This is a genomic window from Marinobacterium sp. MBR-109 (assembly GCF_040547565.1).
GTDB lineage: Bacteria > Pseudomonadota > Gammaproteobacteria > Pseudomonadales > Balneatricaceae > Marinobacterium.
Genome location: NZ_JBEPPZ010000001.1, coordinates 338,325 through 359,115, shown reverse-complemented (window position 1 = coordinate 359,115; position 20,791 = coordinate 338,325). Strand labels below are relative to the sequence as shown.

Genomic DNA, 20,791 nt, shown 5'->3' with positions numbered 1-20,791 from the left:
TTCGATTCCCCTTGTTTAGTGACGGAAGTGACGCATGCCGGTGAATACCATTGCCAGGCCGTGCTCGTCGGCAGCGTCGATCACTTCCTGATCGCGCATGGAGCCGCCGGGCTGGATCACTGCAGTGATACCCGCCGCTGCAGCGGCATCGATGCCGTCACGGAACGGGAAGAACGCATCAGACGCCATGACGGACCCCGGCACTTCCAGACCTTCGTCAGCGGCCTTGATGCCGGCGATTTTGGCAGAATAGACGCGACTCATCTGACCGGCGCCAATGCCAATGGTCTGGCCGTTCTTGGCGTAGACGATGGCGTTGGATTTGACGTACTTGGCCACTTCCCAGCAGAACAGCAGGTCACGGATCTCCTGTTCGGTGGGCTGGCGCTGGGTGACGATCTTCAGCTGGGAAGCATCGATCATGCCCAGATCGCGGTCCTGTACCAGCAGGCCACCGTTGACGCGTTTGTAGTCGAAGCTGTGGGCGCGCTTGCGCTCCCACTGGCCGCATTCGAGCAGGCGCACGTTGGGTTTGGCGGCGACAATGTCAGAGGCCTCCTGTGACACGCTCGGGGCGATGATCACTTCCACAAACTGGCGGTCAACGATTGCCTGGGCCGTCTTGCCATCCAGCTCGCGGTTGAACGCAATGATGCCACCAAAGGCTGAAGTGGGGTCAGTCTGGAAGGCACGGTTGTAGGCTTCCAGAATATCGTTGCCAACGGCCACGCCACAGGGGTTGGCGTGCTTGACGATAACGCAGGCCGGTTCCTGGAACGGCTTGACACATTCCAGTGCTGCATCGGTGTCGGCCACGTTGTTGAACGACAGCTCCTTGCCCTGCAGCTGGCGGGCGGTTGCCACGCTGGCTTCACCGGGGTTGGCTTCAACGTAGAAGGCCGCACGCTGGTGCGGGTTCTCGCCGTAGCGCATGTCCTGTGCCTTGATGAACTGGGTGTTGAAGGTGCGCGGGAAGTCGGCCGGCATCTCCTCATCGCCTTCGACGATGGCGCCCAGGTAGTTGGCGATCATGCCGTCGTAGGCAGCGGTGTGTTCAAACGCCTTTACGGCCAGATCGAAGCGGGTTTTGAAGCCGAGACCGCCGTCAGATTTCAGCTCGGCGATGATGCTGTCGTAGTCGGATGCATTGACGACGATGGCAACATCCTTGTGGTTCTTGGCAGCGGAACGCACCATGGTCGGGCCGCCGATATCGATGTTCTCGATCGCCATCGGCAGGTCGCAATCCGGGCGCGCGATGGTCGCGGCGAACGGGTAGAGGTTAACCACTACCATGTCGATCGGCTGGATGCCGTGCTCGTTCATGATCGCATCATCGGTGCCGCGACGGCCCAGGATGCCTCCATGTACCTTCGGATGCAGGGTCTTGACACGGCCATCCATCATTTCAGGGAAGCCGGTGTAATCGGAGACTTCAACCGCCGGAATATTGTTGTCGCACAGCAGCTTGTAGGTGCCGCCGGTGGACAGGATCTCGACGCCTTCGGCGTTGAGTGCACGAGCAAAGTCGACGATGCCGGTCTTGTCGGACACGCTGATCAGGGCGCGACGGACGGCTTTGGTGTTCTGTTCAGACATGGTAAGCGTTCCAGTTCGAAATGAATTCAGTTACAGCAGACCGTACTGCTTGAGCTTCTTGCGCAGTGTGCCACGGTTGAGGCCCAGTACCTCTGACGCCTTGGTCTGATTGTCCTTGGTGTAGGCCATCACGCTCTCGAACAGCGGTGCCTCGATTTCGGACAGAACCATCTGATAGACATCGGTAACAGGCTGGCCGTCCAGCTGTTTGAAGTAGCTGGTCAGTGACTGGTGCACGGTGTCACGCAGGGTCTGTTGGGGGATCTGCGTCTGTGTGCCGGGTTTAGTCTGTTTCAAGTCTTTGGTATCCACTGTACTTCTGTACCCAATCCAGGGATCAGGCGGCTGCCAGCCGGGACGCAAAAAAAGCGGCCACGGCACTCACCTGATCATGTGCTGTTTCTAGTTGATTGAAATCTTGCCGAAAGTCCCGGCTGCCCTCTGCAGTCTGCAGATACCAGCCCACATGCTTGCGCGCGATTCTGACGCCCAGATAGTCGCCGTAGAATGCATACAGTGCTCGCAGGTGCTCGGTCAAAATCTGCTCTTGCTCTCGGGCAGATGGGTCAGGGCGTTCCATGCCTGTGCGCAGAAAATGATCAATCTGGCCGGGCAGCCAGGGGCGACCCTGTGCCGCACGGCCAATCATCACTGCATCAGCACCGGTCAGTTCCAGTACCTGCCGGGCCTTGTGTGGCGAGTCGATATCACCGTTGGCAAACAACGGGATACTGATTTCGTCACGTACCCGGGTGATGGTGTTGTACTCGGCCTCGCCGCGATAGCCATCGGCCCGAGTACGACCGTGAATGGCCAGTGCCGCAATGCCGGATTGCTCGGCAAGGCGGGCAATGCGAATCGCGTTGCGGGTGTCGGGGCACCAGCCTGTGCGGATCTTGAGCGTAACCGGTACGTCTACGGCTGCAGTAACTGCCTGCAGAATATCCTGTACCAGTGACTCGTCCCGTAACAGGGCAGAGCCTGCAGCCTTGTTGCACACCTTTTTGGCGGGGCAACCCATGTTGATGTCGATGATCTGAGCACCGTTCGTGACATTCAGACGAGCAGCCTCAGCCAACATGTCGGGATCACCACCGGCAATCTGAACAGAACGCGGCTCGGCTTCACCCGTGTGATCAAGACGCAGGCTGGATTTGCGAGTGTGCCAGAGACGACTGTCGGATGTGACCATTTCGGACACGGCTAGTCCGGCACCCAGGCGGCGACACAGCTGCCGGAACGGGCGGTCCGTCACCCCGGCCATGGGGGCCAGAATCACCCGACTGTCAATGCTGTATGGGCCGATCCTGAACATGCTGCGTCCTGTCAGAAAGGTAAAGGAAACTCACGTTTGCTGCAGTTGCAGCAAACCGGGGCTCACTTTCGGAAGGCGGCCAATGATACTCCTTCGGCCTGCCGCGTCCAACCGTTTCTGATGAAAAAATGATCTGTTTTCAGGAGTCGTGAGTCGGGGCCTGCAGGGAAAGTTCGTAACTGACACCCCGGCGGCCAGGTGATGCAAGCTCCAGCTCGATCTGCATCGGCTGGCCAGGCATCATCTGTTCAGTGGACAGGCTGCGGGTGTCGAGGTACTCGTCTGGTTGAAACGTGCGCTGTGCCACTTCGCGTCCTTTCAAATCCGTAAAACGCAGCTGGAGAGCTGGCCATGGCTGGGGAAAGGGGGCCGTATTTTCGAGCACAATGGAGACTTTAAGCGCATCGGCGAAGCGCGGATGAGGCTGAACGTGCAGGCTGTGGTTGCGGATCTGGCTGAGGGCACCGGCGCTGTCGAGATCGCAGTTGATCTGGTTACACAGCATGGAATAGACGCCCTGCAGTTGTGAGTGCCGAGCCAGGCGTGCACGTTCAAACCAGAGCAGTTGCGACAGCAATACAGCCAGTGTCAGCAGAATGCCCAGCAGTAGGAAGGCGGAGGTAATCGGATTGCGTTCATCATCGACTTTGGCCAGCTGCAGCGGTTCCGCTATCAGCGGTACGGCTGCCGTGCTTTCTGCCTGAGACTGATTTGCATCGATACCGGCCGGAGCCGGGGCTGGTGCCTCGGCAGGATCAGCTGCTGCCGCTGGTGTGTCGGTCGAAGCGGGTGCTGTGTCCAGATCTGTTCTGCTGGGTGGCCGGGTTGAAGGCTCGCTGCTGGCAGGATGGGCTACAGACTCAACCGGTGTCTCAGGTTTTTCATGGACGGGACTGTCCTGTTCAGGCTTGAACGAGCTGACTTCGTGCTCAGGGGCGTTGAAAACCTTCAGGCAGGCACCACAACGCACCTGCCCCTCGGCCAGCTTGAGCTGGCCTTCGGTCACGCGAAAGCGGGCATGACAGTTGGGGCAGCGCGTTATGATCAAAGATCAGCTCTCCTGCTTACGGGTGCCACTGAGGCGGATCCAGCCCTCGCGCTCACCCGGTGCATCCATTTCAAACCACTGACGGTAGGTGGATATTAGCTCATCTGCCTGCTGCGACAACAGGCCAGACAGCAGGATGCGTCCACCCGGACGAACGCGCTCGGCAAGCGTTGGGGCAAGTTCACACAGAGGGCCGGCCAGGATGTTGGCCACCAGAACGTCCGCCTGCAGTTTGGGGGCATTCAGTGGCAGATAGGCATTGAGCCGCTCGGTCGGCAACTGGTTGCGTGCCAGATTGTCAGCGGTGGCGGTCAGGGCCTGGGGGTCGATATCCACGGCCATGACATGGCGCGCGCCGAGCAACAGGGCGGCTATGCCAAGAATGCCGCTGCCGCAGCCGTAGTCGATCACCTGCGCTCCGTTCAGCTCCTGCCCATCCAGCCATTCAAGGCACAGCGCGGTCGTCGGGTGCGTGCCGGTACCGAAAGCAAGACCGGGGTCGAGCATCAGGTTGACGGCATCAGGCTCGGGTGCTTCCCGCCAACTGGGGCATACCCAAAGGCGCTGACCGAACTGCATCGGGTGGTAGTGATCCATCCACTCTCGCTCCCAGTCCTTGTCCTCCAGAATTTCGGCCCTGAATTCAGGCAGTGCATCGGTGCCGGAAAAGGCCCCCTGCTGAGCGTCGGCCAAAAGGTGCAGTGTTTCACGCAAGTCGTGCTCTGCGGCGAACAGGCCGGTAACGATGGTGTGGCTCCACAGCGGCGTGGTCCCCAGATCAGGCTCAAAAATCGGTTGGTCGGCGGCGTCCTGATAGGTGACGGCTGCGCAGCCGGCTGCCAGCAGCAGATCCTCGTAGGTTTCGGCCTGCTCGGGAGAAGTGGCAACTTTAATCTGTAGCCAGGGCATGCAGAGACTCCATCTGTTTGTTATCAATAGTATGTCCTAAAACTGCGACGGGTAAAATCCGGGGATCGCTGATCCAGCGCACGTCGAAGGTGTCTGGCGAGCGGTTGGCAGTATCAGGCAAAAAGAGGGGGGAGTGACAACAGCCGGATCTGGCCGGCTGTTGTCGAGAAAGGCTCAGAGACCGAGCTTTTTCTCAAGGTAGTGGATATTCACGCCGCCACGGGCGAAGTTGGTATCGCGAACAATATCCTGATGCAACGGGATGTTGGTCTTGATCCCTTCGATCAACGTCTCGTCAAGTGCACTCTTCATGCGCGCCAGTGCTGTTTCGCGGTCATCCGCGAAGGTGATCAACTTGGCGATCAGCGAATCGTAATGAGGCGGTACGCTGTAACCACTGTACAGGTGTGAGTCAACGCGAACGCCGTTGCCGCCTGCTGCATGGAAGTGGGTCACCTTGCCGGGGCTTGGCATGAAGGTTTTCGGGTCTTCCGCGTTAAGACGACACTCAATGGAGTGACCGCGCAGCTTGATATCTTCCTGCTTGTAGGACAGCGGAAGTCCGGCAGCAATGCGCAACTGCTCCTTGACGATATCGACACCGGTCACCATTTCGGTAACCGGGTGCTCTACCTGGACGCGGGTGTTCATCTCGATAAAGAAGAACTCACCATCTTCATACAGGAATTCGAAGGTACCGGCGCCACGGTAGCCGATCTCGATACAGGCATCGACGCAGGCCTTGAGAACCTTGGCGCGTGCGGCTTCATCAATCATCGGTGCCGGCGCTTCCTCGACCACCTTCTGGTGACGGCGCTGCATGGAGCAGTCGCGGTCGTACAGATGGATGGCATTGCCCTGACCATCGGCCAGTACCTGTACTTCAACATGGCGCGGCTTTTCGAGGAATTTTTCCATGTACACGGTTTCATCACCGAAAGCCGCCTTGGCCTCGGACTTGGTCACCTGTACCGCGTTACCTAGATGCGCTTCGGTATGCACCACGCGCATGCCGCGACCACCGCCACCGGCTGCAGCCTTGATGATCACCGGATAGCCGATGCGACGGGCGATTTTGTAGACGGTTTCGGCATCGTCAGGCAGGGGGCCATCAGATCCCGGTACTGTCGGTACACCCGCCAACTTCATCGCACTGATGGCGGATACCTTGTCGCCCATCAGGCGAATGGTATCGGCGCGCGGGCCAATGAAGGTAAAGCCTGAACGCTCTACCTGCTCGGCAAAATCCGCATTTTCGGCCAGAAAGCCGTAGCCGGGGTGAATCGCGACAGAGTCGGTAACCTCGGCGGCACTGATGATCGCCGGAATGTTGAGGTAGCTCTGGGAGGAGGGGGCAGGGCCGATGCACACAGCTTCGTCGGCGAGGCGCACATGCATCAGGTCACGGTCAGCAACCGAATGGACGGCAACGGTTTTGATGCCCAGCTCCTTGCAGGCGCGGAGGATGCGCAGTGCAATCTCACCACGGTTTGCAATCAGCACTTTATCCAGCATAGTGAAAATCCTTGGTCAGCAATCAGGCGATAGTGATCAGCGGCTGGTCGAATTCGACCGGCTGGCCATCTTCGGCCAAAATGCTTTCGATTACGCCGGACTTGTCCGCTTCGATCTGGTTCATCATCTTCATCGCCTCAACGATGCAGATAACATCACCTGCCTTCACGCTCTGGCCTACTTCAACGAAGGGTCCGGAGGTGGGGGAGGGAGAACGATAGAAGGTACCGACCATCGGAGAGCGCACGGCATGGCCCATGGGGGCGGCCTCGGCCGGAGCTTCGGCAGCCGGAGCGGCTACTGCGGGTGCAGGTGCGGCAACGGGGGCCTGTGCTGCATATTGGGCGGGGGCCGCGATAACCTGGCTGCCGCCACGGCTGATACGGACAGACTCTTCGCCTTCCTTGATCTCGATTTCGTTGATGTTGGACTCTTCCAGCAACTCGATCAGTTTCTTAACTTTGCGAATATCCATGCTTTGACGGCTTCTCTGAATTCAATGTTGTTAATGGGTACGAATCTGTCCGTTGTGGTTCAGCTCTGTTGCAAACGGGTATGCGCCGCTTCAAGGGCAAAACCATAGCCTTCAGCGCCAAGGCCGCAGATGACGCCTACCGCCTTGTCGGACAGGTAGGAATGCTGGCGGAATGGCTCACGGGCGTGCACGTTGGACAGATGCACTTCAATAAAGGGTATGCCGACGCCCAGCAGGGCATCACGCAGTGCGACACTGGTGTGGGTAAAGGCGGCCGGATTGATAATAATGAAACCGGTGCCTTGTGCCGGTGCCTGATGAATACGATCGATCAGGGCGGCTTCGGCATTGCTCTGGAAGCACTCGGCTGAGTGCCCCAGTGCTTTGGCCTGAGTGACAAGCGATGCCTCGATATCGGCAAGGGTGGTGGAGCCGTAGATACCGGGTTCTCGGGTGCCGAGCAAATTCAGGTTTGGACCATTCAGAACCAGAATATGTGCCATGCAGTTGCCCCGCCGAAACTCAGTTGCCATGGGTTAAAACCAAGGTCGACTAGTGTGCATGAAAGTTAAATGGCTGTCTATGCTGGCCGTCGGATTTTCGTCTGTTAGCGGCGAGTTTGCCGAAGTTAGCCTTATATGTGCGATAGCCGGTGATAATCACCGCTCCGGTGGCGGCTTGCGGCACGATTGACCACAACCGCCGAATTGGCCATAGTGCAATGCAACATGGAGGCTGCGTCCAGCGGCCCCTGAATAGTTGAAATGGCAGGAGACACAAGTGGAACGACTTGAGCGCATCTGGCTGGGAATCTGGGACCGATTTGCGACCGCGCGCAAGCTGCAGCTGGTATTGCTGGTGCTGATCATCTGGCTGCTGGTATCACTGGGCGTAGGCGTCTGGTGGAGCGGTGAGCCTGATCGCTTCGATGTGGCCCGTGAGGCAAGCGCACAGACGGCAACAGGTGAGCCTGTGACCGGCACCCATACGGTGATGACGCTGATTACTCTGGGCAACACCCTGCTGGATAAACCGGGGGGCTATCTGAGTAATGACCGTCTGCCACCGGGTATCTGGTTGGATAACATGCCGGCCTGGGAGTTCGGTGTACTGGTGCAGATGCGTGATATGGGGCGTTCGCTGCGCAAAAGCATGAGCCGGTCCCAGTCTCAGTCGACAGAAGACCCGGCGCTGGCCAAGGCCGAACCGCTGCTGCACTTCAATAACAACAGCTGGATACTGCCCTCAACGGAGAGTGAGTATCGCAAGGCGATCCGCCTGCTGCAGGATTATGCGGACCGGTTGTCGGATGAAAGCCAGAGTAATGCCCAGTTCTATGCCCGTGCAGACAATCTGCGTGACTGGCTGGGTGATGTCTCCACTCGACTTGGCAGTCTGTCGCAGCGGCTCAGCGCCAGTGTTGGGCAGCGACGAGTGAACACCGACCTGGCGGGCGAAACAGGGGCGCGCCAGTCAACCGTGGCGGATAATGAAATTGATGTCAGGACTCCCTGGCTTGAGATAGACAATGTTTTCTATGAAGCCAGGGGTACCACTTGGGCGCTTCTGCACCTGCTCGAAGCTGTCGAGCAGGATTTCGGCGAAGCACTGGACCGCAAGGGCGCTCGCGCCAGTCTGCGCCAGATCATCCGCGAGCTTGAATCAACTCAGTCAACCTTGTGGAGTCCGATGGTACTGAATGGTGCCGAGTTCGGTTTTCTTGCCAATCACTCACTGGTGATGGCGTCCTATATATCACGGGCCAACGCAGCCATTATTGATCTGCGTGACCTGCTTGCTCAGGGTTAGGAGCGGAGAAGACTCATGCGTAGAGTGGTATTCAATCAGAAAGGCGGCGTTGGCAAGTCCAGTATTGCGGTTAATCTGGCAGCGATCAGTGCCAGTCGAGGGCTCAAGACGCTGGTTATTGATCTTGATCCCCAGTGCAACTCCACCCATTACCTGTTGGGTGATGATGCCAACCAGCCGGATACCGACGCCTACGGTTTTTTTGAGCAGACGCTGAGTTTCCAGCTCAAGCCCAAGGCGCCTGAAGCCTTCATTCACCCGACACCCTTTGCCGGGCTGTCGATTCTGCCGGCACATCCGGAGCTGGGTGATCTGCAGTCAAAGCTGGAGAGCAAGCACAAGATCTACAAGCTGCGTGACGCACTCGACGAGCTGGGGGATGCGTTTGATGCCATCTATATCGATACGCCGCCGGCGTTCAACTTCTTTACACTGTCGGCGCTGGTCGCAGCTGAACGCTGCCTGATCCCGTTCGATTGTGATGAATTTGCACGTCAGGCGCTCTACAACCTGCTGAATAACGTGCGTGAAACGCGGGCGGACCATAATGAGCGGCTGGAAGTGGAAGGCATTGTGGTGAATCAGTATCAGCCCCGCGCCTCCTTGCCGCGCAAGATTGTTGAAGGGCTGCTGGCCGAATCACTGCCGGTGCTGAATACTCGGCTGTCGGCTTCGGTGAAGATGAAAGAATCTCATAACGAGGCGAGCCCTCTGATCCATATGGCCCCCACCCACAAGCTGACACAGGAATTTGTGCAGCTGTTCGAGGAGTTGGAAAAGGTCTGACGGTGTGTTCAGGGCATAAAAAAACGGAGCCTTTGGGGCTCCGTTTTGTCGATATCGCCTGGGATAAATTGCCGGATACCGCTTATTTGTCCGGCGCAATAACCCGACCATCACTCATGAATACGCAGTCGCGCTGAGCGGCACTATCCCGTGCGGCGAGCGATTTGCGTCTCAAACGCAGCAGCCAGGTAAAAATTGCCGTGGCCGACAGCGCGAGAATGACCAGTTCCGTCATGCAAACCCTGTAAAATTTCTTCGTACACCCGCATTGTAACCAGACAGGACCGGATGGCAAGCGTAGATTACATCCCCTTTACTGCAAAGATGCCGGGCGCGTTACGCCAATAACCCTTGTAGTCCATGCCATAGCCGAAAATGTAGCGATCCTCGATCTCAAGCCCAACAAAGTCGGCCTTGAGATCAGGGCGGGCCTTGCGGTCATGGTGCTTGTCAACGAGCACCGCGCACTGCACTGATGCGGCACCCTCCGCCTTCAGGTAATCCATCACTTCGGCCAGGGTATGGCCTTCGTCCAGGATGTCATCCACCACCAGCACCGGGCGGTCCTTGAACTCGACCATTGGCGGCACCTTCCACTCCAGCTCATGGCCGGATGTGGTGTTGCGGTAGCGCGTGGCGTGCAGGTAACTGGCCACCAGCGGGAAGTTGAGCCGGGTCAGCAGTTGGCCCGCAATCACCAGGCCACCATTCATAACCGCAAAAATGACCGGTTCGCGGTCATGAAGTTCGGCGCTAATGTCGGCAGCCATGTTGCTGATTGCCGCGTCTACCTCGGCCTGGCTGTAGAGCAGGTCCGCTTCAATGTAGACTCGCTTGATCTCTTCGGAATCGATAGTGCTCATGGAACCACTCCGGCAATGGCTGATGGCCGCCACTGGCGACCGGATTGTAAAAAAAGTGAGCAAGGGTACTCAGGTTTTGCTGTCTGAGCAATATCAGGCTGTGGGCGTGGATGACATCAGGCGGATCATTCGTTAGTCTTGCCCTGAATTTTTTGTCAAGCCGGACGTTGGTTCAAGCGTGCGGCTCCGCCGATGAGGTTGCCCTGCCATGAGTGTTCATGAAATCCACCATCCGCTGGTACAGCACAAGCTGAGCCTGATGCGCTCCAGTAACAAGAGTACCCGCGGCTTCCGCCAGTTGGCCGCCGAGGTTGGTTGCTTGCTGACCTACGAAGCGACCAAGGATCTGGAGCTGGAAGAGTATACCCTGCAGGGCTGGTGTGGTCCGGTCAAGGGGCAGCGGATCAAGGGCAAGAAAATTACCGTAGTACCCATTTTGCGGGCGGGACTTGGCATGCTGGATGGTGTGCTGGAGCTGGTACCCAGTGCCAAGATTTCGGTGGTAGGGCTTTACCGGGACGAAGAAACGCTGGAGCCGGTCACCTACTTTGAAAAGCTTGCCAGTGATATTGAGGCACGCATGGCGCTGATTGTGGATCCGATGCTGGCCACGGGTGGCTCCATGATCGCGACCATTGATCTGTTGAAAAAGGCAGGTTGCAGCAGCATTCGTGCGCTGGTGCTGGTGGCGGCCCCGGAAGGGATCGAAAAGGTGCAGGCGGCACATCCGGATGTGGATATCTTCACCGCATCGATTGATGAATGCCTGAATGAACAGGGGTATATCGTACCCGGGCTGGGTGATGCCGGTGACAAGATTTTCGGCACCAAATAGGAGAGTCGAGCATGCAACCCGTTCCTGAACGTAAAGGCGCACTGCATTGGCGCACCATGCTGGCCGGCTCGCAGATGCTGTTCGTGGCATTCGGTGCGCTGGTATTGATGCCGTTGTTGACCGGCCTGGATCCGAGTGTGGCGCTGTTTACGGCCGGGATCGGGACGCTGCTGTTTCACCTGGTAACCGGACTCACGGTACCGATCTTTCTGGCCTCCTCGTTTGTTTTTATCGCACCGATCACCTATTCGGTACAGAACTGGGGTGTGGCGGCTACCATGGGCGGGTTGATGGCGGCCGGCGTTGTATACATGCTGCTGGCACTGGCGGTGAAGCTCAAGGGGGTTGGCTTTCTGCACCGGATCATGCCGCCAGTGGTAACCGGCCCCGTCATCATGATCATCGGTCTTGGTCTGGCGCCGATTGCGGTCAATATGGCGATGGGCAAGAGCGGGGATGGTTCGATTGAGCTTTTCCCCTACGAGCAGGCGATGCTGGTCTCCATGAGTGCGCTGGTGACCACCCTGATCGTTGCGGTGTTTGCCCATGGCATCTTCCGCCTGCTGCCCATTCTGTCCGGTGTGGTGGTGGGGTACGCCATGGCTCACTTTACCGGTATGGTGGATTACAGTCCGATCACCGAAGCAAGCTGGGTGGCCATGCCGGCCTTTGTGATGCCTGAATTTCATTGGCAGGCGATTTTGTTCATGATTCCGGTAGCGTTGGCGCCCGCAATCGAACATGTGGGCGATATCCTGGCGATCTCCAACGTGACCGGCAAGGACTACGTGCGCAAGCCGGGTCTGCACCGAACCCTGTTTGGCGATGGTCTTGCCACGGCTGCGGCCTCGCTGTTTGGTGGACCGCCCAATACGACCTACTCCGAAGTGACGGGTGCGGTGATGCTAACCAGGGCTTTCAACCCAGTGATCATGGTCTGGGCTGCAATCGTTGCCATTGCGTTGGCGTTCATTGCCAAGTTTGGCATGGCGCTGCAGACCATTCCGGCCCCGGTGATGGGTGGCATACTGATACTGTTGTTCGGTTCCATTGCGGCGGTGGGGATGAACACCCTGATCAAGGCGCATGTGGATCTGGCCGAGCAGCGCAACCTGGTCATCGTGGCGACTACGCTGGTGTTCGGTATTGGTGGCATGGCAATGGGGCAGGGCGACCTGAGCCTGCAGGGCGTCAGCCTCTGTGGTGCGGTGGCGATCATTCTGAATCTGATCCTGCCGCAGTCGAAACCGGCGGATGATGATCTTCACGAAGAGCAGGAAGTGGTCGAGGACATGGTGCACCATGCCCGCGACTGATCCTGTCGGCCGGCATCAGCGTGACAGATAGCGGATGCCGGCCTCTAGCCCCTCCAGCGTCAGCGGGTACATGTGCCCCTCGACCTGCTGCCGAATCATCTGAGTGCTCTGGGTATACTGCCAGTAGCGCTCGGATGAGGGGTTGAGCCAGATTACCTTGTCCCAGGTCTCCAGTATCCGCTGCAGCCAGAATTGTCCCGGCTCCTCGTTCATGTGCTCCACACTGCCGTAACGGTCCACCAGTTCATAGGGCGACATGGCGGCATCACCCACAAAGATCACTCGGTAATCGCGGCCATAGGTATGCAGCACGTCAAGCGTTGGAATCGCTTCATCGTAGCGGCGACGGTTGTCGCGCCAGACCTTTTCATAGACGCAATTATGGAAGTAAAAATATTCCAGATGTTTGAATTCGGTGCGGGCGGCGGAGAACAGTTCTTCGCAGGTACGAATGAACGGGTCCATGGAGCCGCCTACATCCAAAAACAGCAGCACCTTGGCGGCGTTATGCCGCTCCGGCACCATTTTCAGATCCAGCAGGCCGGCATTGCGGGCCGTTGAGCGGATGGTGTCGTCCAGGTCGAGCTGATCGGCCGCGCCGGTGCGGGCGAACTTGCGCAGTTTGCGCAGGGCGACCTTGAGATTGCGCGTGCCCAGCTCCACGCTGTCATCCAGATTGCGGAACTGACGTTGCTCCCAGACTTTCACTGCGCGCTTGTGCTTGCTTTCGCCGCCGATGCGAATCCCTTCCGGGTTGTAGCCACTGTGGCCGAAGGGTGAGGTGCCACCGGTGCCTATCCACTTGTTGCCACCGGCATGGCGTTCACCCTGTTCTTCCAGTCGTTGCTTCAGGGTTTCCAGCAACTTGTCCAAACCACCCAGCGCCTCAATCTGTGCCCGTTCTTCTTCACTGAGCTGCTTGAGAAAGTCGCTGTCGAGCCAGTGCGAGGGGATAAGCGCATCGGTAATGTCGCCCTGTGCCTGCAGCCCGGCAAAATACTGGCCAAAGGCACGATCAAAACGATCATAGTATTTCTCGTCCTTGACCATGCAGGCGCGGGCCAGCAGGTAAAAGTCATTCACATCCAGACAGGCGACCTGCTGCTCCAGTGCGCCGATCAGGTCGAGCAGCTCACGCACCGAAACCGGCACCTGTCCCTTGCGCAGCTGGGTGAACAGGTCGATCAGCATCAGCGAGCCTCACGGCGCGCCATGAAGGCGAGGCGCTGCAGCATGTGTACATCCTGCTCATTTTTGAGCAGTGCACCATAGAGCGGAGGCATGGCGCTGGATGGGTCCTGGTTGGCCAGCACGTCAGCCGGAATGCGGTCGGCCAGCAGCAGCTTGAGCCAGTCAATCAACTCTGATGTTGACGGTTTTTTCTTCAGGCTGGGGACTTCGCGCAGGCGGAAGAATATTTCCAGTGCTTCACGCACCAGCGTCTGTTCGATCTGCGGGAAGTGAACATCGACGATCGACTGCAGAGTGTCCTTGTCAGGAAAGGCTATGTAGTGGAAGAAGCAGCGGCGCAGAAAGGCGTCAGGCAGCTCCTTCTCGTTGTTGCTGGTGATGATGACGATGGGGCGCTGACGGGCCGCGATGCGCTCACCGGTCTCGTACACGTCGAACTCCATCTTGTCGAGTTCGGTCAGCAGGTCGTTGGGGAATTCGATATCCGCCTTGTCGATCTCGTCAATCAGCAGTACGACCTGCTCGTCAGCCTCAAATGCCTGCCACAGCATTCCCTTGCGGATGTAGTTGCGAATATCGTGCACGCGATCGTCACCCAGCTGAGAATCACGCAGGCGAGAAACGGCATCATAATCGTACAGGCCCTGCTGCGCCTTGGTGGTGGATTTGATGTGCCAGCGCAGCAATGGCTTGCCCAGTGCGGTGGCCAGTTCTTCAGCCAGCATGGTCTTGCCGGTGCCGGGTTCGCCCTTGACCAGCAGGGGGCGCTGCAGGGTGATGGCGGCGTTCACGGCCATCTGCAGATCGTCGGTGGCAACGTAGCGGTCGGTACCTGAAAACTTCATCGGCGTCTCTGTCGGTTGCTGTGGGTCGGTTGGTAAAAGACAGTGGCCAGTGTATCAGAACGGGTCGGGCAGAAAAGAGAGGTGCAGAGAGGGCAGGTACAGGGGAAGAGGGTGGGAAGATGTGACCGGCACATCTTCCCTGGAAGCGAGCCTTACTTGGCAGCTTCGTATGCAGCGGCGGATTTTTCGATCTCGGCGCGGGCAGCGTCGGCGTTGGCCCAGCCTTCGACCTTGACCCACTTGCCCTTTTCGAGAGTCTTGTAGTTCTCGAAGAAGTGCGAGATCTGGTCGCGGGTCAGCTGCGGAATGTCGTCCACATCCTGAATGTCGTTGTAGGCCTGGCTCAGCTTTTCGTGCGGCACGGCTACCAGCTTGGCATCACCACCGGCTTCGTCGGTCATGTTCAGAACACCGACCGGACGGCAGCGAATCACGGAGCCGGTCATCACCGGGTGCGGCGTCAGGACCAGCACGTCCAGGGGGTCGCCATCGTCTGCCAGGGTGTTGTTGATGTAACCGTAGTTGGCCGGGTAAAACATCGGTGCAGCCATGAAACGGTCAACGAAGATCGCATCAACGTCTTTGTCGATCTCGTATTTAACCGGGGAGCTTTCCGCCGGGATTTCGATGATCACGTAGATGTCATTCGGCAGTTCTTTGCCGGCAGGGACTTTCTCAAAGCTCATGAGCTGTTTCCTGTTATCGGTTGCAAGGACAGAACGGATAGCGGGGCGCAGTATAAACTGCCCTGCGGCCCGCCGGAATACGACTTACAGGTGAAACGCCTGTTCAGCAGTCGCAGTGGTACTGCAACAGTGTTTCGACTTCCTTTCGTGAGCCCAGCGCCACGGAAACGCGCTGATGAATATGGTCCGGCTGAATATCCAGAATGTCGCTGTAACAGGTGCTGGAGATGCCGCCGGCCTGCTCGATCAGCAGGCTCATGGGGTTACCCTCATACATCAGGCGCAGCTTGCCGGGTTTGGCAGGTTCGCGTGCGTCCCAGGGATAAGTGAAAATACCGCCACGGGTCAGGACGCGATGCACCTCGGCCACCATGGAAGCGATCCAGCGCATGTTGTAGTTCTTGCCACGGGGGCCTTCAGCACCCTTTAGCAGGTCGTCGACATAGTTGCGCATCGAGGGTTCCCAGAAGCGGTGGTTCGACATGTTGATGGCGAACTCCTTGGTCTCTTCGGGAATCCTTACGTTTTCACGGGTCAGCAGGAAGTCACCGGTGTGAGCAAGGGTAAACATGTTGACGCCATGCCCTGTGGTCAGCGCCAGTACAGCGGAAGGGCCGTACAGCACGTAGCCGGAGGCCACCTGTTTGCGGCCGGCCTGCAGGAACATCTCCACGCCCTCTTCGGTGACATCTTTCGGGGCTTCAAGGATGGAAAAAATGGTGCCCACGGATACATTGATATCGATGTTGGAGGAGCCGTCCAGCGGGTCGAAGGTCACCAGGAAACGACCGTTCGGGTTGCCGAATACGGGGTCGTCTTCCTCTTCGGACGCGAGGCCGCGTACCAGCGGATTATCGAGCAGTACCTTTTTCAGCACGTCGTTGGAGATGACATCCAGCTTTTTCTGGGTTTCGCCCTGAACGTTGGTGTCACTGGTGGTGCCGAGAATACCGGCCAGCGCGCCCTCGCGCAGTTGCAGTGCGATCTCCTTGCAAGCAATCATCAGTGTGTCGATCAGTTCAACGAGTTCGAGGTCGGTGTCGTGGTGTTTCAGGTAGTTGCTGAGCAGCTGCATCTGTGAATTCGGCCTTTGTTTGATCCGATGGGAAAGACGCGCTGAATTGTACGCTATCTTGATGGGTTTTGCATAAGAGCAGATCGTTTCCGGTGCGGTTTTCGCCGCGTCAAGCTGATATGATGCAGGCCATTCAGAACAAGAAAAGGAGCATCCGGGTGCACATTCATATTCTCGGAATCTGCGGTACCTTTATGGGGTCGCTGGCGATACTGGCCAAGCAGCTGGGACACCGGGTCACCGGCTCGGATGCCAATGTCTATCCGCCCATGAGCACGCAGCTGGAGCAGCAGGGTATCGAGCTGGTTCAGGGCTATGATCCGGCGCAGCTGGAGCCGGTCCCCGACATGGTGGTTATCGGCAACGCCATGAGCCGCGGTAACCCCTGTGTCGAACATGTGCTTGAGCACAACCTGCGCTACATGTCAGGTCCGCAATGGCTGCATGACAACCTGCTGGCCGATCGCTGGGTGCTGGCGGTAGCCGGTACCCATGGCAAGACTACTACCGCTACCATGTTGGCCTGGATTCTGGAGCAGGCGGGGATGGCGCCCGGTTTCCTGATTGGCGGCGTGCCGCTCAACTTTGAAACCTCTGCCCGCATTGGTGAAACCCCTTTCTTTGTGATTGAGGCCGACGAGTACGATACCGCCTTCTTCGATAAGCGTTCGAAGTTTGTGCACTATCATCCCCGCACCTTGATTCTGAATAACCTTGAGTTCGACCACGCGGATATCTTTCCTGATCTGGCGGCGATTCAGCGCCAGTTCCATCACCTGATGCGGATTCTGCCCGCCACCGGGCAGGTCATTATGCCGGCAGATGTGACGGCACTGGATGAAGTGATCGAGATGGGGTGCTGGAGTGAACGCGTACTGACCGGCTTTGATCGACGTGCCAGCTGGTCGGCTCAGCTCCTGAGCGAGGACGGCAGTCACTTTTCCGTTCAACACGAGGGCAAGAGTCTGGGCGAAGTGTGTTGGTCTCTGACCGGCCTGCATAATGTGAGCAATGCGATCAATGCTTTGGTGGCGGCGCGCCATGTGGGGGTTCAGCCGGAGCATGCGATTGAGGCACTGAGCCGCTTCGGCGGTGTCAAGCGGCGCATGGAGCGGCTGGGTGAGGTGGCCGGGATCACCGTGTATGACGACTTTGCCCATCACCCCAGTGCGATCCAGACCACTCTGGAAGGGATTCGTGCCCGTGTGGGCAAGCGTCAGGCGGTGGTGGCGGTGATTGAACCGCGCTCCAACACCATGCGGCTGGGGGCCCACAAGGCACAGCTTGCCGAGGCAACCGCCATGGCGGATCAGGTGTACTGGTATCAGCCGGAGGGGCTGGACTGGTCACTGGACGAAGTGGTGGCACAGAGCCCTGTCCCGGCGCGGCTGGAAACGGAGATCTGTCCACTGGTCAATCGGCTTGTAAGTGAGTTGCCGCGTGGTGCGCAGGTGGTGATCATGAGCAATGGCGGTTTCGGCGGCATTCACCAGAAGTTGCTGAAGGCGCTGGAGCAGCGGGAGTCGATCCATGTCCTCTGATACTCGCTTCGAGGGTCGGGTGACGCTGGCCATTACGGGCGCTTCCGGTGTCCAGTATGGGCTGCGTCTGCTGCAATGCCTGGTGGCCCAAAATCGACAGGTGCTGTTGATGGTGTCGAAAGCTGCGCAGGTGGTGATCGCGACGGAGACGGCTCTCAGGCTGCCGGGAGCCCCGGAAGCGATGGAAACCTTTCTTACGGAATACCATGCGGCGGCACCGGGGCAGATCCGTGTGTTCGGGCGTGAGCAGTGGATGGCCCCGGTGGCGTCCGGTTCGGGTGCCCCCTCTGCCATGGTCGTGTGTCCCTGCAGTACCGGTACCTTGTCGGCCATCGCCTGTGGTGCCAGCAATAACCTGATCGAGCGGGCGGCTGATGTGGCATTGAAAGAGCGCCGTCAGCTGATACTGGTGCCCCGCGAGGCGCCTTACTCCGAGATCCATCTGGAGCATATGCTCAAGTTGACTCGCATGGGGAGTGTCATCATTCCGGCCAGCCCCGGATTCTATCATCGCCCACAAAGTGTCGAAGATATGGTGGACTTTGTAGTGGCGCGTATCCTGTCGCAGCTGGGGCTTGAACAGTCACTGCTGCCACGCTGGGGTGAAGCGCTGATTCAGGGCGGGTGATTTGTACGGCCCAGCTGATTACAATAGCCCCCGATTTTGACCGACCGAGAAGACTATGTCCAAGATACTGGCCCTGGATACCTCCACCGATGCCTGTTCAGCGGCGCTGCTGCTGGATGATCAGTTGATTGATCGCTTTGTCATCGAGCCGCGCCGCCATACCCATCTGTTGTTGCCGATGGTTGAAGAGCTGCTGGCCGAAGCCGATATGGCTCTGAACAGCCTGGACGCCATCGCCTTTGGCCGTGGCCCCGGCTCTTTCGCCGGTATTCGCATTGCGACCGGAGCCGCTCAGGGGTTGGCGCTGGCAGCAGGTCTGCCGGTCGTGCCGGTTTCAACCCTCAAGGCGATGGCCTGGGCAGAAGGTGAAGACAGTGGCTCGCTGTTGACGGTGCTGGATGCTCGCATGGACGAGGTCTACTGGTGTGCATGGCGGTGGCAGGACGGCGAGCCGGTTGCACTGGTTGAGGAGCAGGTGTGTGCCCCGGCACAGATCCACCTGCCGTCGGAGTGCCTGACACAGTCGTTTGGTGGGCTGGGTAGTGGCTGGTGCTATCGTGAGCAGATGCCGGCCGAGCTGGTACGGCAGGTCAGTGAGATAAAAGCGGAGGTCTACCCGCAGGCTTCGGCGATGGCGCAGTTGGCGCAGCGAGCGCTCCAGCGGGGAGAAACCATGGCGCCGGATGACGCGCGACCGGTTTACCTGCGCGATCAGGTTGCCTGGAAGAAAAAGGACCAGCAGTGAATTTCAGTGACTGGCTGCATACCTTGTGTCTGGCCGTGATTCAGGGGCTGACGGAGTTTTTGCCGATCTCCAGTTCGGCGCATCTGATTCTGCCTTCCCAGTTGCTGGGGTGGGAAGATCAGGGGCTGGCGTTTGATGTCGGCGTTCATGTCGGTACTCTGCTGGCGGTTATCTATTATTTACGTCGTGAAGTGAGCTGTATGACGCTGGCCTGGGGGCGCTCCTTCAGAGGCGAGTGTGATGCAGAAGGTCGCTTGGCCTGGCTGGTAGCGCTTGCGACCTTGCCGGCTGTGGTCAGCGGTTTCGTGTTTGCAGGTTTGATAGAACACTATGGCCGCTCCATTCTGGTGATTGCAGCGACTACGCTGATTTTTGGTGTATTGCTGGGCCTGGCGGATAAGCGGCGTCAGGAAAACAGGAGTGTCAAGCAGCTGACAAGGCGTGATGCCGTTATGATCGGTCTGGCGCAGGCGCTGGCCTTGATTCCCGGTACCTCTCGTTCGGGGATTACCATCACGGCCGCACTAATGCTCGGCTTTGAGCGCCAGGTTGCGGCTCGGTTCTCCTTTCTTTTATCAATTCCGATCATATTTGGTGCGGGGCTGTTGCAGCTGACCCATCTGGCTGAACGTGGTAATGGTGTTCACTGGCTGCAGATCGGTGTCGGCACACTGGTTGCCGGGCTCAGCGCGCTGGCCTGTATCCACCTGTTCCTCAAATGGCTAGATCGAGTCGGCATGATGCCGTTTGTCTGGTACCGGCTGGCGTTGGGCGTTGTGCTGCTGCTGGTCTGGTTGGCAGGCCCCGGAGGGTTGGTGTGAAACTGGCCGTAGGCTGGCAGGATGAGGCTGGCAGGGCAAAGGCCGAAGCACTGGCGCTTGAGCTTGGGCTTCCCTGTGTCGCGTCACCTGATCTGGCCTCGGCCGAGCTCTGGCAGCAGGTATTGCTGTTTGACTCGCAGGGGCTGGCGCTTTGCGCGACCGGGCCAAAACGCCCGGGGCCTGTCAGGGCCGATTTCGTGTCGGGTGCGGTTGCACACCGGCGTCAGTTTGGCGGGGGTACAGGCCAGTTGATTGCCAAGGCCTGCGGTATCAAGTCAGGCATTCGGCCAACCATTGTTGATGCGACCGCAGGCCTTGGGCGAGATGCCTTTGTGCTGGCAACGCTGGGGTGTCAGGTGCAGATGCTGGAGCGCTCACCGGTGGTGCATGCACTGTTGGCGGCCGGGCTGGAACAGGCCCGCAGAGACCCCGAGCTGGCTGAAACGCTGCAACGTATGACACTGGAGCGGGCTGACGGGCGTATCTGGCTGCAAAACTGTCCTGAACAGCGCCAGCCAGATCTGGTCTACCTTGATCCCATGTTCCCGCATACGGACAAGAAGGCTCAGGTCAAGAAGGAGATGCTGGCGTTCCGAGAGTTGGTGGGTCAGGACGCCGATGATGCCGAGTTGCTGGCGGCGGCACTCCAGGCAGCGCGCTGTCGAGTGGTTGTCAAACGTGCCCGCAAGGCCCCCGCCATCGCTGGTCACAAGCCCTCCCATTCGCTGGAGGGCAAGTCCAGTCGGTATGATATCTACGCCTTGAAGGCACTGAGTGGCAGCTGAAAGC

Annotated in this window: 23 protein-coding genes; 9 read left to right on the top strand and 14 right to left on the bottom strand. The window is 58.5% G+C overall.

Annotated elements, in window-relative coordinates; all coding sequences use genetic code 11:
- Positions 1-15: 15 nt before the first annotated feature.
- The 8 genes from purH to aroQ all read right to left on the bottom strand — a co-directional run bounded on the left by purH (position 16) and on the right by aroQ (position 7,364).
- Positions 16-1,599: a bifunctional phosphoribosylaminoimidazolecarboxamide formyltransferase/IMP cyclohydrolase gene (gene purH / locus ABIE60_RS01730; RefSeq protein ID WP_354467244.1), complete on the bottom strand. Its 1,584-nt coding sequence runs from the start codon at positions 1,597-1,599 to the stop codon at positions 16-18.
- Positions 1,600-1,629: 30 nt separating this feature from the next.
- Positions 1,630-1,911: a DNA-binding transcriptional regulator Fis gene (fis, locus tag ABIE60_RS01725; protein ID WP_091825326.1), complete on the bottom strand. Its 282-nt coding sequence runs from the start codon at positions 1,909-1,911 to the stop codon at positions 1,630-1,632.
- A 25-nt stretch (positions 1,912-1,936) separates the two neighbouring features.
- Complete coding sequence (dusB, locus tag ABIE60_RS01720; RefSeq protein ID WP_354467242.1) at positions 1,937-2,914, bottom strand: tRNA dihydrouridine synthase DusB; 978 nt, start codon at positions 2,912-2,914, stop codon at positions 1,937-1,939.
- Positions 2,915-3,053: 139 nt separating this feature from the next.
- Entirely contained in the window at positions 3,054-3,962 is a 909-nt protein-coding gene (locus ABIE60_RS01715) for a DUF3426 domain-containing protein (protein WP_354467240.1), read from the bottom strand.
- A gap of 3 nt (positions 3,963-3,965) precedes the next feature.
- A complete protein-coding gene (prmA, locus tag ABIE60_RS01710; RefSeq protein ID WP_354467238.1) occupies positions 3,966-4,871 on the bottom strand; it encodes a 50S ribosomal protein L11 methyltransferase in 906 nt (301 codons plus the stop codon).
- Positions 4,872-5,045: 174 nt separating this feature from the next.
- On the bottom strand, positions 5,046-6,386 hold the full coding sequence (gene accC, locus ABIE60_RS01705) for an acetyl-CoA carboxylase biotin carboxylase subunit (RefSeq protein ID WP_354467236.1): 1,341 nt from the start codon (positions 6,384-6,386) through the stop codon (positions 5,046-5,048).
- Between the two features lie 22 nt (positions 6,387-6,408).
- Positions 6,409-6,861: an acetyl-CoA carboxylase biotin carboxyl carrier protein gene (accB, locus tag ABIE60_RS01700; RefSeq protein ID WP_354467234.1), complete on the bottom strand. Its 453-nt coding sequence runs from the start codon at positions 6,859-6,861 to the stop codon at positions 6,409-6,411.
- 59 nt (positions 6,862-6,920) lie between these two features.
- Positions 6,921-7,364 carry a type II 3-dehydroquinate dehydratase gene (gene aroQ / locus ABIE60_RS01695; protein ID WP_354467233.1) on the bottom strand — a complete coding sequence of 148 codons (444 nt, stop codon included), beginning with the start codon at positions 7,362-7,364 and terminating at the stop codon, positions 6,921-6,923.
- A 277-nt stretch (positions 7,365-7,641) separates the two neighbouring features.
- On the opposite strand from aroQ, the gene ABIE60_RS01690 reads away from it, so the two are divergent.
- Complete coding sequence (locus tag ABIE60_RS01690; protein ID WP_354467232.1) at positions 7,642-8,670, top strand: DUF2333 family protein; 1,029 nt, start codon at positions 7,642-7,644, stop codon at positions 8,668-8,670.
- A 15-nt stretch (positions 8,671-8,685) separates the two neighbouring features.
- Entirely contained in the window at positions 8,686-9,456 is a 771-nt protein-coding gene (locus tag ABIE60_RS01685) for a ParA family protein (RefSeq protein ID WP_354467230.1), read from the top strand.
- An 82-nt stretch (positions 9,457-9,538) separates the two neighbouring features.
- Here the strand turns inward: ABIE60_RS01685 and ABIE60_RS01680 are convergent, their stop codons facing one another.
- A complete protein-coding gene (locus tag ABIE60_RS01680) occupies positions 9,539-9,691 on the bottom strand; it encodes a hypothetical protein (protein WP_175527616.1) in 153 nt (50 codons plus the stop codon).
- Between the two features lie 67 nt (positions 9,692-9,758).
- On the bottom strand, positions 9,759-10,319 hold the full coding sequence (locus tag ABIE60_RS01675) for a hypoxanthine-guanine phosphoribosyltransferase (RefSeq protein WP_354467229.1): 561 nt from the start codon (positions 10,317-10,319) through the stop codon (positions 9,759-9,761).
- Between the two features lie 208 nt (positions 10,320-10,527).
- Between ABIE60_RS01675 and upp the strand changes: the two genes are divergently transcribed.
- Both upp and ABIE60_RS01665 read left to right on the top strand, forming a co-directional pair.
- A complete protein-coding gene (upp, locus tag ABIE60_RS01670; protein ID WP_354467227.1) occupies positions 10,528-11,154 on the top strand; it encodes a uracil phosphoribosyltransferase in 627 nt (208 codons plus the stop codon).
- An 11-nt stretch (positions 11,155-11,165) separates the two neighbouring features.
- Positions 11,166-12,470 (top strand): uracil-xanthine permease family protein, encoded by a 1,305-nt coding sequence (locus ABIE60_RS01665; protein WP_354467225.1) that lies wholly within the window; start codon positions 11,166-11,168, stop codon positions 12,468-12,470.
- Positions 12,471-12,485: 15 nt separating this feature from the next.
- Here ABIE60_RS01665 and ABIE60_RS01660 read toward each other — a convergent pair whose 3' ends face one another.
- From ABIE60_RS01660 to ABIE60_RS01645, 4 genes are all read right to left on the bottom strand, one after another.
- Positions 12,486-13,661, bottom strand: a complete 1,176-nt coding sequence (locus ABIE60_RS01660) for a vWA domain-containing protein (RefSeq protein ID WP_354467223.1) — start codon at positions 13,659-13,661, stop codon at positions 12,486-12,488.
- Positions 13,661-14,506 carry an AAA family ATPase gene (locus ABIE60_RS01655; RefSeq protein WP_354467221.1) on the bottom strand — a complete coding sequence of 282 codons (846 nt, stop codon included), beginning with the start codon at positions 14,504-14,506 and terminating at the stop codon, positions 13,661-13,663. The genes ABIE60_RS01660 and ABIE60_RS01655 overlap by 1 nt, the downstream gene beginning before the upstream one ends.
- Positions 14,507-14,658: 152 nt before the next feature.
- Entirely contained in the window at positions 14,659-15,192 is a 534-nt protein-coding gene (gene ppa / locus ABIE60_RS01650; RefSeq protein WP_354467219.1) for an inorganic diphosphatase, read from the bottom strand.
- Between the two features lie 103 nt (positions 15,193-15,295).
- Entirely contained in the window at positions 15,296-16,267 is a 972-nt protein-coding gene (locus tag ABIE60_RS01645) for a class 1 fructose-bisphosphatase (protein ID WP_354467218.1), read from the bottom strand.
- A gap of 158 nt (positions 16,268-16,425) precedes the next feature.
- Between ABIE60_RS01645 and mpl the strand changes: the two genes are divergently transcribed.
- From mpl to ABIE60_RS01620, 5 genes are read left to right on the top strand one after another with little or no spacing between them, the layout of a single operon-like run.
- Complete coding sequence (gene mpl, locus ABIE60_RS01640; protein WP_354467217.1) at positions 16,426-17,808, top strand: UDP-N-acetylmuramate:L-alanyl-gamma-D-glutamyl-meso-diaminopimelate ligase; 1,383 nt, start codon at positions 16,426-16,428, stop codon at positions 17,806-17,808.
- On the top strand, positions 17,798-18,436 hold the full coding sequence (locus ABIE60_RS01635; protein WP_354467215.1) for a flavin prenyltransferase UbiX: 639 nt from the start codon (positions 17,798-17,800) through the stop codon (positions 18,434-18,436). Before mpl ends, ABIE60_RS01635 begins: the two co-directional genes overlap by 11 nt.
- A 55-nt stretch (positions 18,437-18,491) precedes the next feature.
- Complete coding sequence (gene tsaB, locus ABIE60_RS01630; RefSeq protein ID WP_354467214.1) at positions 18,492-19,181, top strand: tRNA (adenosine(37)-N6)-threonylcarbamoyltransferase complex dimerization subunit type 1 TsaB; 690 nt, start codon at positions 18,492-18,494, stop codon at positions 19,179-19,181.
- Complete coding sequence (locus ABIE60_RS01625) at positions 19,178-20,002, top strand: undecaprenyl-diphosphate phosphatase (protein WP_354467213.1); 825 nt, start codon at positions 19,178-19,180, stop codon at positions 20,000-20,002. The genes tsaB and ABIE60_RS01625 overlap by 4 nt, the downstream gene beginning before the upstream one ends.
- The gene (locus ABIE60_RS01620) at positions 19,999-20,787 is read left to right on the top strand and encodes a class I SAM-dependent methyltransferase (RefSeq protein ID WP_354467212.1); all 789 of its coding nucleotides are present in this window, start codon (positions 19,999-20,001) and stop codon (positions 20,785-20,787) included. The genes ABIE60_RS01625 and ABIE60_RS01620 overlap by 4 nt, the downstream gene beginning before the upstream one ends.
- Positions 20,788-20,791 lie beyond the last annotated feature (4 nt).

Excerpts from the sequence above, each read along its gene's own strand:
- purH (WP_354467244.1), bottom strand. The coding sequence starts at position 1,599 with ATGTCTGAACAGAACACCAAAGCCGTCCGTCGCGCCCTGATCAGCGTG.
- dusB (WP_354467242.1), bottom strand. The coding sequence starts at position 2,914 with ATGTTCAGGATCGGCCCATACAGCATTGACAGTCGGGTGATTCTGGCC.
- prmA (WP_354467238.1), bottom strand. The coding sequence starts at position 4,871 with ATGCCCTGGCTACAGATTAAAGTTGCCACTTCTCCCGAGCAGGCCGAA.
- accC (WP_354467236.1), bottom strand. The coding sequence starts at position 6,386 with ATGCTGGATAAAGTGCTGATTGCAAACCGTGGTGAGATTGCACTGCGC.
- accB (WP_354467234.1), bottom strand. The coding sequence starts at position 6,861 with ATGGATATTCGCAAAGTTAAGAAACTGATCGAGTTGCTGGAAGAGTCC.
- aroQ (WP_354467233.1), bottom strand. The coding sequence starts at position 7,364 with ATGGCACATATTCTGGTTCTGAATGGTCCAAACCTGAATTTGCTCGGC.
- ABIE60_RS01685 (WP_354467230.1), top strand. The coding sequence starts at position 8,686 with ATGCGTAGAGTGGTATTCAATCAGAAAGGCGGCGTTGGCAAGTCCAGT.
- ABIE60_RS01680 (WP_175527616.1), bottom strand. The coding sequence starts at position 9,691 with ATGACGGAACTGGTCATTCTCGCGCTGTCGGCCACGGCAATTTTTACC.
- ABIE60_RS01675 (WP_354467229.1), bottom strand. The coding sequence starts at position 10,319 with ATGAGCACTATCGATTCCGAAGAGATCAAGCGAGTCTACATTGAAGCG.
- upp (WP_354467227.1), top strand. The coding sequence starts at position 10,528 with ATGAGTGTTCATGAAATCCACCATCCGCTGGTACAGCACAAGCTGAGC.
- ABIE60_RS01665 (WP_354467225.1), top strand. The coding sequence starts at position 11,166 with ATGCAACCCGTTCCTGAACGTAAAGGCGCACTGCATTGGCGCACCATG.
- ABIE60_RS01660 (WP_354467223.1), bottom strand. The coding sequence starts at position 13,661 with ATGCTGATCGACCTGTTCACCCAGCTGCGCAAGGGACAGGTGCCGGTT.
- ABIE60_RS01655 (WP_354467221.1), bottom strand. The coding sequence starts at position 14,506 with ATGAAGTTTTCAGGTACCGACCGCTACGTTGCCACCGACGATCTGCAG.
- ppa (WP_354467219.1), bottom strand. The coding sequence starts at position 15,192 with ATGAGCTTTGAGAAAGTCCCTGCCGGCAAAGAACTGCCGAATGACATC.
- ABIE60_RS01645 (WP_354467218.1), bottom strand. The coding sequence starts at position 16,267 with ATGCAGCTGCTCAGCAACTACCTGAAACACCACGACACCGACCTCGAA.
- ABIE60_RS01635 (WP_354467215.1), top strand. The coding sequence starts at position 17,798 with ATGTCCTCTGATACTCGCTTCGAGGGTCGGGTGACGCTGGCCATTACG.
- tsaB (WP_354467214.1), top strand. The coding sequence starts at position 18,492 with ATGTCCAAGATACTGGCCCTGGATACCTCCACCGATGCCTGTTCAGCG.